Origin of the sequence: Arthrobacter sp. AFG20, from assembly GCF_002892795.1 — a bacterium.
GTDB lineage: Bacteria > Actinomycetota > Actinomycetes > Actinomycetales > Micrococcaceae > Arthrobacter.
The window spans coordinates 1-12941 of record NZ_PJMC01000018.1; the positions used below are offsets into that span (position 1 = coordinate 1).

The window sequence follows — 12941 nt, forward strand, 5'->3', positions numbered from 1 at the left end:
GGGTTTGAGTTCGGTGGTGGCGGTGTTGCGGAGCCAGGCGGCGCAGGCGCCGACCTCGAAGCGGGCGTTGGGGCCGTTGAGGGGTTTGCCCTGTTCGCGGGAGAGCAGTTGGGCGAGTTCCTCAGCGGAGCGTTCGACGGCGTCGGCGGCCTTGAGCAGCGCGGCGGACCTTGCGTCGTGGCCCAGCGCAGCCCACGCCGGCTGGGCGGCGACGGCCGCCGCCACCGCGGTCTCGAGGTCTTCAACGGTGTGAACCGGGGCCTCGCCGACAACGCCGCCGGTAGCGGGGTCAAAGATGGTCCGGGTCTCCTGGCCGGGCGCTGCGGAGATGCTGGCAAGCAGTGAATCGTAAGTTTCCATTGGTGTTCCTCGTGGAGTGGCTGATTGGGTTGCCGATGGCCGGTTAGTGCTTGTGGTTGTCCTGCGGGTATTCGGTGGTGTTCAGGACACTCAGGCGGGAGTTGAAAGGCAGGACCACCGGTTCGGCCGCGGGCTCGTCCCAGCCGAACATCCGTCCGATGGAGCGCTGCTCGCGCAGGTCGATAAGCAAGACTGCCTCAACGGTCATGACTTTTTCGGCCCAGAAGAACAGGTAGAGGTCCTGGCCGACGTCGAAGGTCAGGCAGCGGTCAGTGTCAGCCAGTCCTGCCTCGCCGCCGCGGAGGCAATGCCAGGTGAAGGTGCCGGCGTTGAGGTAGATGTGCTCGTAGGTTTCGACGTCGCTGTAGCGGTAGTAGATACGCTTGCCGACCAGTCCACCGGAGCGGGAATGCACGGCCGCAGCCCCGTCCACGTTTCCGTGGCTGAAGCTGGTGCTACTGCGGATCTTGTCTCCTTCGGCGATGAAGGAGCTGATGGCAGTTGTGACGGCGCCGGTATTCCGGTCCAGGATGATGGTGACATTTTCAGCGTGGCGGCCTTCGCCCTTGACGAAGTCGATGATGAAAATCCCTGGGCGCGCTTCGATCGCCTTGTACCTGGCTGCACCCTGGTCCCCCTTGCCGTCGGAGGTCCATGTGAGGGAGTGTGCGTCGTGGAAGGTGTAGGTGGTTGTGCCGGCGCCGTCCTGGGGGAGGTGCAGTGCGGTGCCGGTCAGGGCCGCGGAGGCGGGCAGGGTTTGGTCTCCGAATCCGTCGAGCATGGTGGCCACGGAGGGCCATTCGTTTTCGGGAACGTAGTCCTGGATGTCTGTCGCAGTCATGGTTTTCCTTTGGTTGGGATTGGTTCTTGCTGAACTGTTCGGTGCTTTGGGAGTTATGGCGTCAGACGATTTCGGAGGCGTAGTCGATTGACGGTTTCTGGGCTCCCCGGGCTATTCCTGCGATGAGGACGATGGGGATGCCGAGCAGGAGCCAGCGGGCAGCACCGCCGGCGCCGCCGAGCAGGGCGTCGTAGTTGTCCAGGGTCAGGTAGCCGATGATGTTGAACGAAATGAAGGACAGGACAGGTGCAATGACGGTTACCCAGAGGTTGTCCCGGACCTTCGCCCTGGCGAAGAAGACAATGATCGCTGCAGACGTCAGGAGGAGGATGCTGATGAAGCCGGCGGTTCCGAGGGCGACGAACCATGCGAACACAGTGGTGATGGGATCGGCCCCGGAGATCAGGAAGACGCTGATGACGGCCAGGACCACAAGGCCGTTGACCAATCCGGCGAACCGCGGGGCGCCGCTCTTTGAGACTGATGCCAGCTTGGCGGGCAGCGTTCCGGCGCGTCCGAGGGCAAAGAGGTACCGGGCGAACATGTTGGCCAGGCCCAGCATCATGGCAATGAAGCTGGTCACGACGAGGATCTGCATGGAGACACTGAGCCAGGAGCCGGCGCTGCTCTGGGCGAGGTCGAAGATCATGCCGGCGGGGTTGCCTGCGGCTTCGGACTGGACCCGGTCGATGCCGATCGCTCCGCTGATTGCCCAAGTGGAGACCATGTAGAAGAAACCAACGAAGGCGATGACGAGATAGGCGGCGCGCGGAATCGTCTTGCGCGGGTTCACGGCTTCCTCCGCAAAAACGACTGTCGCTTCAAAGCTTGTGAAGCAGGCAAAGGCGAAAAGCAACGAGATCCCGAGCCCGGGTCCCACAATGTTGGCGCCGGTGAACCCGTCGAAGGTGAAGATCCCGAACCCCTTTTGGGCGATCAGCGAAACGACAAGTGCCGTAACGACGAGCGTTTCGCCCAAGATCAGCACGCCCAAAACCTTCAGGCTTGCATCCACGCCCTTCATGGTCAGGGCGGTGGCCAGCGACAGCACGACGACGATCCAGAAGTATGGCGGTAGTCCAAGTCCTGTCAGGGTCGCGACGAGTTGCTGGGCGAAGACACCGAACTGGGACCAGAGCCCCACTTGGAGGCTGACATAGGTCAGGATCGCGATTCCTGCCCCGCCGGTGGCCCACTTCGTTCCCAGTCCCCTGGCGATGTAGGCGACAAATCCCCCCGCGTTGGTGATGCTTTGGCTCATCCGCAGATATCCCACGGAAAACAGGGCCACCAAAAGGGCCGCGATCACGTAGATCACGGGGGTTCCGGGGCCGCTGGCCGCGAACAGGACAGGGCTCGCGCCGACAACGGCCGCCATGGGCGCGGCGGCGGCGATCGCAAAGAAGGCAACTGCGACGACGCCCAGCTTATTCGGGCGCAGGCGGGCAGGGCTGGTGACCGTGTCCTGAGCGGGCATCTGTCCGGTTTGTTGATTCATGATGTGGCTCTTTCGCCAGGGCAAGGACTCACGAGTCATGCCTATGAGTAAGTGTGGGCACCGGTTGAAGGCGCACCCCCTCGTGCGCGTCTTCCGGAAAAAGCGAATGTGACGAGCGGAACGTGAGCCGCATCACCGCTCAAACTCTACAAGTGTTTAGTTCTGCGTGTCAAGGGTCTCAAGCAGGCGTGCGGGCGGGGCTAAAATCGGCTTATGAGCTTGGATTCCCAGCGTTTGCCCTACGGGGATGGCCGCGATGCACTGCTGGCGGCCGTCATTGATGTCGTTGCCAAGAAGGGCCTCCGGGGAGTCACATACCGGTCTGTTGCCGCCCGGGCAGGTGTGAATCACACGCTCATTACGCATCACTTCGGTTCGATCGAAGGTTTGCTCGCGGCCACCCTTGAGTGGGCTGTGCAGCGGTCCATTGATGAAACCGGGCTTGCCCGCGTAGCGGATTTCGACGAGCAGTTCGCCGATGCTCTTCTGGCTTCCGTAGCCTCTGAGCCGGAATTGCAGCTGTTCCAGTTTGAAATGCTTCTTGAGGCGCGGCGGAAGCCGGAGCTCAAGGCCCTTCTGGACCGCCTCTATGACAACTACATCTCAACGGTCGAAACGGCTCTCCGCCAGCGTTCCCTCGATACGGACGACGAACTTTCCCGGGCGGTTTTCGCCGCACTCGACGGACTGATGCTCCAGTTCCTTACGTTTGGAAATCCGGGGAAGATCAGGTCCGCCGTCGTCCAGGTCGGCAGGCTCCTTGAGCGTTCGGGCACAGCCGGCGACGTGAACGCCGCCGCCATCTCCACGGCCGAGAAGTAACGCCCGCCCTGGAAGTCAGGCGCTGCGCTCGTTCACAATGCTCCGGGCGGCTTCCAGGCCGCTTTCGATGGCGCCGTCGATGAAGCCGCCCCATCCATTAGCAAAGTCAGAACCCGCGAACAGGAGGGCACCCTGCGGCTGCTGGAAACCGGGGAGGGACTCTGTCAGGAAGCCCGGCCGGTGCATGGGCCACGTTTCACCTGACAGCGGGTCGCTGGTCCAGTCGTGGCTGGCGACATCCAGTACATCAAGGTCCGGCGCGAGCAGGTCAAGAGCGGCCTGGACCTGCCGGGCATCGGTGGCATCAAGCCGGGCCGTGTTGGGTCCGAAGGCAACCAGGATAGTGTCTCCATCATGGTTGTATTCCGTCTGGACGAAGTTCAGTGGCCATTCGGCGGATCCGAGGGCAACGAAGGGCTTCACCTCGCCCCTGACGGTGATCCAGACCTTGATGCCCTTGGAAACCTGGCCTTCAGCGACGCTCTTCCGGCTGGCCGCCGGAAGCGGGGGATCGAACGCCACCGCGCCCATGGCTCCGAGCGGAAGCGTGCAGATCACGTGCGCTGCGTGGAACTCTTCGCCGTCGCTGGTCATGACGGTGGCGTTGCAGTCCGCGTAGCGGACTGCCGAAACGGTTTTCTCGAGGCGCACGTCTGTTCCGGCGGCGATGCCGCTGATCAGCTTGCCGGTCCCTCCATCGATCTTGAAGGTGGCGCAGGCTTCGAAGTTGACCATCCAGTCTCCGTTGGTGAGCGCCACCCACCGCAGGGCCTGGGTGAGCGCAGCATCGGCGATCGGCCCGTTGAAGTTCAGCGTCCAGAATGATTCCAAGATGTCGCGGGAGTAATCCGTGAGCTGCAGTTCTGCGATCTTCTGCGGCAAGGAAACATGATCGATGCCCTTGACGTCAGGGTTGGTGAACGGGGCGAAGGGTTCGGGGAAGTACTCGCGCGATTGTTCCACGAGCCGGCGGTTAGGGGCATCGATCTCGTTCAGCAGCTGATCCGGGCTGCCCTCGTGCTGTGCGCCGCCTGCCCACCAGTAGGCACGTTCCGGGACCGGGCTCTGAACGGTGCCGATGCCGTAGCGCTTCAGCTCCGCCCACACATAGGGCTGGGTCCAGTGGACCCAGGTGCCGCCCATTTCCAACGGGCGGCCAAGCCGCTCATCCAGCCAGGTGCGGCCGCCGATTCGGTCGCGGGCTTCGAGAACGATTACGGACAATCCGGCCTGGCGTAGTTCACGGGCCGCGGTGAGGCCGGCAAAGCCGGCTCCGATGATGACGACGTCGGCCTGCTGGGTTTGGGGGAGGGTGTTATTCACGATGGAGCCTTCTGTTTTTAGAAATTCCGGGTGCTGATCAGGAGTAGACAAAGAACTCCGTGGTGTCCTCGACGACGGTCCACCGGGTTTGGGCTCCCTTGTTGAACGAAGCCGCTGAACCTGCCTTCAGATCGAAGCTCTCGCCCCCGTCGACCTCAATGTGCAGGTGGCCTTCGATGATGTGGATGTTCTCGTCCGCCTCGATGAGCAGATCGAACGGCTCGGGGGCCTCTTCAGTGGTGACGTGCCAGAAACCGGCGGACAGCGCAGGGCGATTTCCGTCTCCGGGGCGTCGCACCCACTGGACCTGGCCGAGGATGAAAGGCTCGTACTTCTGCGGATCGAAGGTGTCGTGGACGGTGAATTCGATGGCGTTTGTGGACGTGGACATTGGTTCCTCCGGGATTTGAACAACTCTGCAGTTGCTTAGTTGTGTGTTGCATCACAGCTAAGCATTTGCTTAGGTTTAAAGTCAATACCTTGCGGCCAGCGGCTAGAATCGGTGCATGACCGGGCAGAAACAAAATGGCTACGGCACAGGGCGCGAAGCTCTGCTGGCCGCAACCGTGCATGTGGTGGCGCGCAAGGGACTGCGGGGCCTGACGTTCCGTGCTGTTGCCGAGCACGCCGGGGTCAACAACACTCTGGTGGTCCATCACTTCGGCAAGCGGGACGCCCTCATTGAAGCCGCACTCGAATGGTCCGTGCAGCAGTCGATCGGGCTGTCACAGCTGGAGGCGCTCCCTGCGACCGAAGAGGAGTTCTGCCAGAGCATTCTGTCGCTGATTGAGGACAACCCCGATATCCAGATTTTCCAGTACGAAATGATCTTGGAATCCCGGCGGCGCCCCGAACTGGCGGAGCCTGTGCGCCATCTGTACGAGAGCTACATTGCAGCGCTCTCCGACGGCCTGGAGCGGATTGGCTTCGGCGGGCAGGAGGGCGCTGCCCAGGCCGCGTTCGCAGCGCTGGACGGGCTGGTCCTGCAGCTCCTGGCCGGAGTGAATCCCGAAGGCGTCGAGGCAGCCATCCGCTACCTCTGGGTCGCTTTGGGTGGGCGGATAACCACCCCGGTGGTCAACGCCAGCTGAATTGGAGGCAGTCCATGACTGACACCAGCAAGCGCGTAACCGACCTGCCCCTGATCGATCACCACTGCCACGGTGTAGTCGACACAGAACTGAGCGAGGACGGGTTCAGGAGTCTGGCCACCGAATCCGACTGGCCGGGACCGGCGGGCACGGACAGCCTTGATTCGCCCTTCGGGCTGGCGGTACGGCGCTTCTGCGCGCCCGTCCTCGGGCTCGAACCCCTTGCGCCATTGGATGAATACCTGGCGCGGCGCAGGAGCATCGGCGCCGCCGAAACAAACAGGCTGCTGCTTCGCAGCACCGGAACATCCGAGTACCTCGTTGACACGGGCATCCGGGATGCACGGCTTCTTGACCCCGCCGACATGGCAGCGCGTGCTGAAGCCCGTACCAGCGAGATCGTCCGCATCGAGAGGGTATTGGAGGACCTTGCTTGCGCATCCACAGCAGCCGGCTTCATTTCGGAGCTCCCGGCGACGCTGGCCGCCAGAAGCCGCGAGGCTGTGGGGCTGAAATCCATCATCGCCTACCGACATGGTTTCGACATTCCCGTTGAACGGCCGTCCGGGCGGGAAGTGCTCCAAGCCGCCGACGAATGGTTCCGTACTGCGGAGGGAACGGGGACCTTCAGAGTGACGGACCCGGTCCTGCTGAGGTTCGGGCTTTGGTGCGGGATCGACGCAGGCCTTCCCATTCAGCTCCACACGGGATACGGCGACGGAGACATTGAGCTGTTCCGGGCTGATCCATCCAGGCTCAGCCCGCTCTTCCACGCCACCAGAACACTGGGTGTCGATTTCATGCTGCTGCATTGCTACCCGTTTATCAGGGAAGCCGGAATCCTGGCCCAGGTCTTCCCGCACGTCTACCTGGACGTGGGTCTGGTTTCGCATTACCTGGGTCCGAGTGCCGGCACCGCGATCCGCCAGGTGATGGAGATTGCACCGTTCAGCAAGGTTCTCTACTCATCGGACTCGTATGGCCTTGCCGAGCACTACGCCGTCAGTGCGGCCATCTGGCGAACGGAGTTCGCGGCCCTGATGGACGAATGGACTGCCTCGGGCTGGGCAACCCCCAAGGACGCCGAGAGAATTGCCACGATGGTTGCCTCAGAAAACGCGAAGCGCGTCTATAACTTGAACGCCGAATACTCAGTGCCGTTCGCCTGAACAACGAAAGGAAGGCTGTGACGTCAAATCCCAAGGCAGACATGGATCTCCAACAAGTCAGGGCACTTGTCATTTCCAGCCTGGACAACGCAGGAGTTGCACGGATCAAAGTACTGCCGGGACCCAAGGTAGAGGGTGCTTTCCACCATGGCTGCGGCATCTCAGTGAGCGTCGGGGTCCTGTTGGCCGCCGACGACCATGTCACCCGGTCATCGGCGATCGATCCCATCGTTGGTGACCTGCGCGGAATGCCGGACCGCGCGGCAGTTTCCGTCATTGACAAGGCAAGCGGCCTCGCCTGGGCCCCGGCGGACCTGGTGGACATGCACGGTGCTCCTTATCCAACCTGCCCACGCACGGCACTCAAAGGTGTTGCTGCGGAATGGGCAAGGGCCGGACTGGAGGCTTCCGTAGGCTTCGAACTGGAGTTCACGGTGTTCACCGGTGCGCCGGATCTCCCAGTTCTGGCGCACGATGGTCCGGGCTACAGTGCCGCCGCATTCCTGCAGCTGGAAGCCTGGATTCTGGACGTGCTTGCAGCGCTGCTGGAGGCCGGCGTTCCGGTTGAACAGATTCACCCCGAGTATGGTCGGGGCCAGGTGGAAATCGCGCTGGCCCCGAGGAGCCCGGTTCAGGCCGTGGATGATTACCTTCTCGCCCGGTTCATCGTCGCCCGGGTCTCCCGGCGGCATGGATTGCACGTTTCCTACTCGCCAATAGCGGATTCCAGAACCGCCACCAACGGCTGCCATATCCACGTCTCCGCGAGGAACGGGGAGGGCAACGTCTTCCACGACGCTGCAGCCGCCACGCAGATGCGCCCGGACGGCGAGAGCATGATCGCGGGCGTGCTCGGCAGGCTTGCGGAAAGCGCGGCATTGCTGGGCGGAAGCGCCTTGAGCCTGGCCCGGCTTCAGCCAGAACAATGGGCGGGCAGTTTTATCTGCTGGGGCACGGGCAACCGCGAGGCCGCCGTCCGCTTCGTGCCGGGCCTGAAGGGCTTCGAGGACGGGCAATCGAACGTCGAAGTGAAATGCTGCGATGGATCCGCCAACCAGTACCTTGCCGTGGCAGCCATTCTTGCCGCCGCAATGGAGGGCTTCAGGAGGCGGCTGAAACTGCCTGCGGAGGTCACCGTCGACCCCGGGACCTTAAGCGAGGCGGAGAGGGAGCGACTGAATATCCGGGCGTTTGCGCCTGACACGTTCACGGCCCTGGACGATCTGGACGGCAGCAGTTTCCTCCGCTCAGCATTGGGCCATGAATTGGTGGACGCCTATGTGGCCGTGCGGCGGGGTGAAGCAGAGCGATTTGCCAAGCTTGACCGGGAGGCCGTGATTGCTGCCCTCCGCTGGCGGTACTGACTCCAAGCGATCAGGAATCGAGAAGCCGGGCCGGGGCGGTGGACATTAGGGTGAAGAGTGCGATGAACCACTACCAGGAGGGCGCATGCCATACACCGTAGACTTCCAGAACGTATCCACCGTTGGAGTGGAATCGTCCCCAGTGGCGGAACCGCTGGCAGGGCTGCGTGCCAACGAGGCACGTTATTACAAGAACAAGTACGACCACGTTTTCACCGTCAGGCCCGCCAGCGAGGCGCCGGAAACGCTCGACTGGGTGAGCCGAATCCTCTCCAACGAGCGCAACATCGTCATCTCGTCCCGGCCGCTTGAGGTTGCCTCCTTTGAAGTGGACGGGTTCCGGATGGCGTATGTGTTCTACGAATCGGGCCTGTCCATCAACGTGATGTACGGCATCGAGGCCGGCGCGAAGCGAGCAGTGGGTTTCAAGCTCTCGCAGGGCATGGAAGTTCCCGAGGAACTCGCATCAAGCTTCAAGTTCGCGCGCCAAAAGTCGAAGTTGGCCGGTGAGATCCGCGGCTCCTACTTCGTGATCAAGGGCGAGTACTGAGCAGACCCGCCAAGGCGACCGGCCGCCGTCGTAATTAACCGCTATTCGGCCTAGCCGCTATTCGGCGGCCGGCGCCTTCGCTGCCCTGGCGGCGGCCTTCGCTGCCTGCTTGCTGGCGCGCACCTTCGTCAGCGACTCAGGGTCGACGATGTCCGCGACCGAGAGGTAGGAGCCCTGCTCGCCATAGTGGCCGGCAGCCTCGCGCCAGCCCGGCGCCTCGAGCCCGCGTTGTTTGCCGAGCAGCGCCAGGAAGATCTTGGCCTTCTGTTCGCCAAATCCAGGCAATGCCTTCAGCCTGCGGAGAACTTCCTTTCCGTCGGGATCGTCCCGGGTCCAGATGGCGGTTGCGTCGCCGCCCCACTCGCTCTGCACGGCCTCGGCGAGCGCCTGGACACGGCCAGCCATGGAGCCCGGGAAGCGGTGGACTGCCGGGCGCTCCTTGAACACCTCGACGAAGCCGGCCGGGTCATGTTCGGCGACCGCAGCAGGACTGATGGACCCGATGCGCGTGCGGATCTTTTCGGGTCCGGCGAACGCCGACTCCATGGTCACCTGCTGGTCAAGCAGCATGCCGGTGAGCAGCGCGAAGGCGTCATCGCTGAGCAGTTTGTCGGCGGCAGGGTCGCCGGTGATGTGCAGTTCCATTCGCCCATCCTCCCACTTCCGGGCCCGTGTCACAGGCACTCGATTGTGAATCCGTGTCAGGATCAGTCATGGTCAACCGCCTGATGCTGCTGGATACCGCCTCCCTCTACTTCCGCGCCTTCTATGGCCTGCCCGACACCATCCGCAGGGCCGACGGCACGCCGGTGAACGCCGTCCGCGGCCTGCTCGACATGATCGCGCGGCTCACCACGGAGTACGGCGCCACGCATCTGGTCGCATGCTGGGATGACGACTGGCGTCCGCAGTGGCGGGTGGACCTCGTCCCGACCTACAAGTCCCACCGGGTCGCGGAGGTGAGGCCGGCTGCCCCCGACGTGGAGGTGGTCCCGGACGCGCTCGAGGCGCAGATCCCCCTGATCCGCCACGTGCTGGCCCTTGCTGGCATCGCCGTCGTGGGCGCTCCGGAGCACGAGGCCGACGACGTCGTGGGCACCTACGCCAGCCACGCCGAGCTTCCGGTCGACGTTGTAACGGGGGACCGGGACCTCTTCCAGCTGGTCGACGATGCGCGGCAGGTACGCGTGATCTACACTGCCCGGGGCATGAGGAACCTCGAAATCCTGACCGACGCCGTCGTGGTCGGGAAGTACCGCGTGCTCCCCGAGCAGTATGCCGACTACGCCACCCTCCGCGGCGACGCCTCGGATGGGTTGCCCGGCGTCGCAGGCATCGGCGAGAAGACCGCCGCGGCGCTCCTCCTGGAGCACGGCACACTCGACGGGCTGGTAGAGGCGGCGGCAGATCCCGGAGGCGGGGTGTCCGCCTCGGTGCGGTCCAAGCTCGCTGCTGCCGCGGACTATCTCAAGGTGGCCCCCGCCGTCGTCAACGTGGTGCGCAACCTGGAGCTGCCGTCCCTTGAGGAGGCGGGTGCGGAACTGCATGCCGTTGGGGGCGAGGCGCGGGAAGAGCTCGAGCGGCTCGCCACCGAATGGAACCTCGGTGGCTCCGTTCAACGGCTGCTGCAGGCGCTGGACCGCCACCCCCAGACCGGCCTACTTTCCCAGCCCGGCTTCAGCTAGCAGCTCCGTCAGCCACGGCCGGTGTTCGCGGTGGAATGTCAGTCCTTCCGCCAGCCCCTGCACGGAGGGCTCGGAACCCGTGATGTCGATGGTGATCCGTCCGCCGCCCATGGGGGCGTTGGTGATGTGCAGGTCGCCGTAGGATTTGGGCAGCACGGGGTCCATCCACATGCCGCCCCGGGACACATGCGCGTCGTACCGCATCAGGCTGGTCACCAGCATGATCGGCGTGGTGGCAGCCCATGCCTGCGGGGAGCACGCCGTCGGATACGGCACCGGTTCGGTGACCTGGTCCCGGCTGAAGCCGCAGAACAGTTCCGGCAGGCGCCCGTCGGTGTATTCGGCCGCTTCCAGCAGAGCCGTGGCGATCCGCTGTGCCTCCTCCACGAAGCCGTAGCGCAACAGGCCCGCCGCGATGATGGCATTGTCATGGGGCCAGACCGAGCCGTTGTGGTAACTGGCCGGGTTGTAGGCGCCCATGTCGGTGGCCAGCGTCCGGACGCCCCAGCCGCTGAACATTTCGGGGGTCATCAGCCGCTCGGCTACCAGCGGCAGCTTGTCTTCATCCACGATGCCGTGCCACAGGCACTGCCCCATGTTGGAAGTGCACGCGTCCACCGGCCGCTTGTTGCGGTCCAGCGCGACGGCGTAATAGCCGCGGTCCGGCAGCCAGAACTGTTCGTTGAACTTCTTCTTCAGCTGCGCCGCTTCTTCGGTGAGCCGCGCGGCCAACGGTACGTCGCCGGCGTCGTACGCCATCCATGCCCTGGACAGGAGCGCAGAGTAGACGAGGGCCTGGACTTCGCAGAGCGCGATGGGAGGCTCGGCCAGCGTCCCGTCCGCGAAGTTGATGCCGTCCCACGAGTCCTTCCAGCCCTGGTTGATCAGGCCCTGGTCGTTGAGGCGCTCGTACTCGACGAACCCGTCGCCGTCTTTGTCGCCGTAATTCCGTACCCAGTCCAGAGCGCGGTCGGCATGGGGCAGCAGCGCTGCGATCGTGTCCTTCGCGAAGCCCCAGCGGCTCACCGAACCGAGCGCCATCACGAACTGCGGTGTGGCATCGACACTGCCGTAGTAGGCTGATTTGCCGCCCAGCGCCAGCCCGCTGGAGATGCCGAGCCTGACCTCGTGCAGGATCTTCCCGGGCTCCTCCTCGCTCATGACGTCCACCGCTTTGCCCTGCCGGTCAGCCAGCGTCTGCAAGGTCCCCAGCGCCAGGGACGGATCCACCGGCAGCGCCATTTCCGAGGCCCACAGCGAGTCCCGGCCGAACAGCGTCATGAACCACGGGGCACCCGCAGCCACCACGATCCGCTCCGGATGGGCCGGGTCCTCGATGCGGAGCGCGCCGAGGTCGTCGTAGCTGCGCCGCAGGGTGCGCTCGATGGAGCGGTTGCCCATGTGCAGCTTGGGAATCTTGGCCACCCACTCCTGCCGGCGGCGGTCACTCGGGGAAACGTCACCGAGCGCGGGACGGGCTAACGACGACGGCGGGACCCCGCCGCCGTTGGCGGCCGGCGCCACGCTCACCCGCGAGCTCCATGCACCGCGCGGCGGGACCACCGTTCGGAAGGTCAGGGAATCGGCGGTGACCTCGGCGCCATGCGCGTTGACGACGACGCTCTTGACGAGGTCCTGCCAGCCCGCCTTGATCACCAGTGAGTCGCCCTCAGGCTGGCGGGATTCTTCCCAGCGCCGCTGGACACGTGCCTCCTTCACCTCAAAAAGATCAGCGAAATCGGATTCAACACTGAGCGAAACGATGCACTCAGTCTCCTTGGAGGAGTAATTCCTGATGGTGATCTCCTCGCGGATGCCGGCACCGACCTCCCGCAGGCGTTCTACGATCAGCGGACTGTCCGCGTACCCGTCGGAGCGGGGAACCCGGCCAATAAACAGCGCCCGGTAAGGCTCCTTGGTCTCCGCCGTCAGCGCCTCCAGGGGCAGGCCGTTCACGGACAGGTTCCAGCGGGACAGGATGCGGGTGTCCTCATGGAAGACCCCATGCGGATGCTCCGGATGGATATCCCCGTTTGCCGAGGAAATGCAGAAGGACGAACCTTCCACAAGGGTGACCGTGCCCGACCCCACCGGGCCGGCAGCTGTGTCAGCATTCCAGCCAGCAGCCATTCCCGCCTCCTTCGACGGCTCAGGAGGGAGACGGCGCTGCGCGGACCGGAGCCGCACTGCCTTTCGCCGCCTACTCCGTTGGGCATGACGCTACGCTCGAACGACTCC

Annotated in this window: 13 protein-coding genes; 6 read left to right on the forward strand and 7 right to left on the reverse strand. The window is 64.1% G+C overall.

Annotation, left to right across the window (positions count from 1 at the left end; all coding sequences use genetic code 11):
- The 3 genes from CXZ05_RS18130 to CXZ05_RS18140 form a co-directional block, all read right to left on the reverse strand.
- Window positions 1–360 (reverse strand): aldehyde dehydrogenase family protein (locus CXZ05_RS18130; RefSeq protein ID WP_146033112.1); only part of this gene is annotated, 360 nt, incomplete at its 3' end.
- A 43-nt stretch (window positions 361–403) separates the two neighbouring features.
- A complete protein-coding gene (locus tag CXZ05_RS18135) occupies window positions 404–1201 on the reverse strand; it encodes a MoaF C-terminal domain-containing protein (RefSeq protein WP_102973919.1) in 798 nt (265 codons plus the stop codon).
- Between the two features lie 61 nt (window positions 1202–1262).
- On the reverse strand, window positions 1263–2699 hold the full coding sequence (locus CXZ05_RS18140; RefSeq protein WP_102973920.1) for an APC family permease: 1437 nt from the start codon (window positions 2697–2699) through the stop codon (window positions 1263–1265).
- A 213-nt stretch (window positions 2700–2912) separates the two neighbouring features.
- Here CXZ05_RS18140 and CXZ05_RS18145 point away from each other — a divergent pair, with 213 nt between their 5' ends.
- Complete coding sequence (locus tag CXZ05_RS18145) at window positions 2913–3521, forward strand: TetR/AcrR family transcriptional regulator (RefSeq protein ID WP_102973921.1); 609 nt, start codon at window positions 2913–2915, stop codon at window positions 3519–3521.
- Between the two features lie 15 nt (window positions 3522–3536).
- On the opposite strand, the gene CXZ05_RS18150 is transcribed toward CXZ05_RS18145, so the two are convergent.
- Entirely contained in the window at window positions 3537–4844 is a 1308-nt protein-coding gene (locus tag CXZ05_RS18150) for an NAD(P)/FAD-dependent oxidoreductase (RefSeq protein ID WP_102973922.1), read from the reverse strand.
- A gap of 37 nt (window positions 4845–4881) precedes the next feature.
- Window positions 4882–5235 carry a cupin domain-containing protein gene (locus CXZ05_RS18155; protein WP_102973923.1) on the reverse strand — a complete coding sequence of 118 codons (354 nt, stop codon included), beginning with the start codon at window positions 5233–5235 and terminating at the stop codon, window positions 4882–4884.
- Between the two features lie 115 nt (window positions 5236–5350).
- Between CXZ05_RS18155 and CXZ05_RS18160 the strand changes: the two genes are divergently transcribed.
- The 4 genes from CXZ05_RS18160 (at window position 5351) to CXZ05_RS18175 (ending at window position 9018) form a co-directional block, all read left to right on the forward strand.
- Complete coding sequence (locus CXZ05_RS18160; RefSeq protein WP_102973924.1) at window positions 5351–5935, forward strand: TetR/AcrR family transcriptional regulator; 585 nt, start codon at window positions 5351–5353, stop codon at window positions 5933–5935.
- Between the two features lie 14 nt (window positions 5936–5949).
- Window positions 5950–7104: an amidohydrolase family protein gene (locus CXZ05_RS18165; protein ID WP_219726562.1), complete on the forward strand. Its 1155-nt coding sequence runs from the start codon at window positions 5950–5952 to the stop codon at window positions 7102–7104.
- 17 nt (window positions 7105–7121) lie between these two features.
- Window positions 7122–8468: a glutamine synthetase gene (locus CXZ05_RS18170; RefSeq protein ID WP_102973925.1), complete on the forward strand. Its 1347-nt coding sequence runs from the start codon at window positions 7122–7124 to the stop codon at window positions 8466–8468.
- 85 nt (window positions 8469–8553) lie between these two features.
- Entirely contained in the window at window positions 8554–9018 is a 465-nt protein-coding gene (locus CXZ05_RS18175; RefSeq protein WP_102973926.1) for a phage tail protein, read from the forward strand.
- 57 nt (window positions 9019–9075) lie between these two features.
- Here CXZ05_RS18175 and CXZ05_RS18180 read toward each other — a convergent pair whose 3' ends face one another.
- On the reverse strand, window positions 9076–9663 hold the full coding sequence (locus CXZ05_RS18180) for an HhH-GPD-type base excision DNA repair protein (RefSeq protein ID WP_102973927.1): 588 nt from the start codon (window positions 9661–9663) through the stop codon (window positions 9076–9078).
- A 68-nt stretch (window positions 9664–9731) separates the two neighbouring features.
- Between CXZ05_RS18180 and CXZ05_RS18185 the strand changes: the two genes are divergently transcribed.
- Window positions 9732–10703, forward strand: coding sequence for a 5'-3' exonuclease (locus tag CXZ05_RS18185; RefSeq protein WP_180987448.1), 972 nt, complete (start codon window positions 9732–9734; stop codon window positions 10701–10703).
- On the opposite strand, the gene CXZ05_RS18190 is transcribed toward CXZ05_RS18185, so the two are convergent.
- Window positions 10677–12833 (reverse strand): glycogen debranching N-terminal domain-containing protein, encoded by a 2157-nt coding sequence (locus CXZ05_RS18190; protein ID WP_102973929.1) that lies wholly within the window; start codon window positions 12831–12833, stop codon window positions 10677–10679. The genes CXZ05_RS18185 and CXZ05_RS18190 overlap by 27 nt on opposite strands.
- Window positions 12834–12941 lie beyond the last annotated feature (108 nt).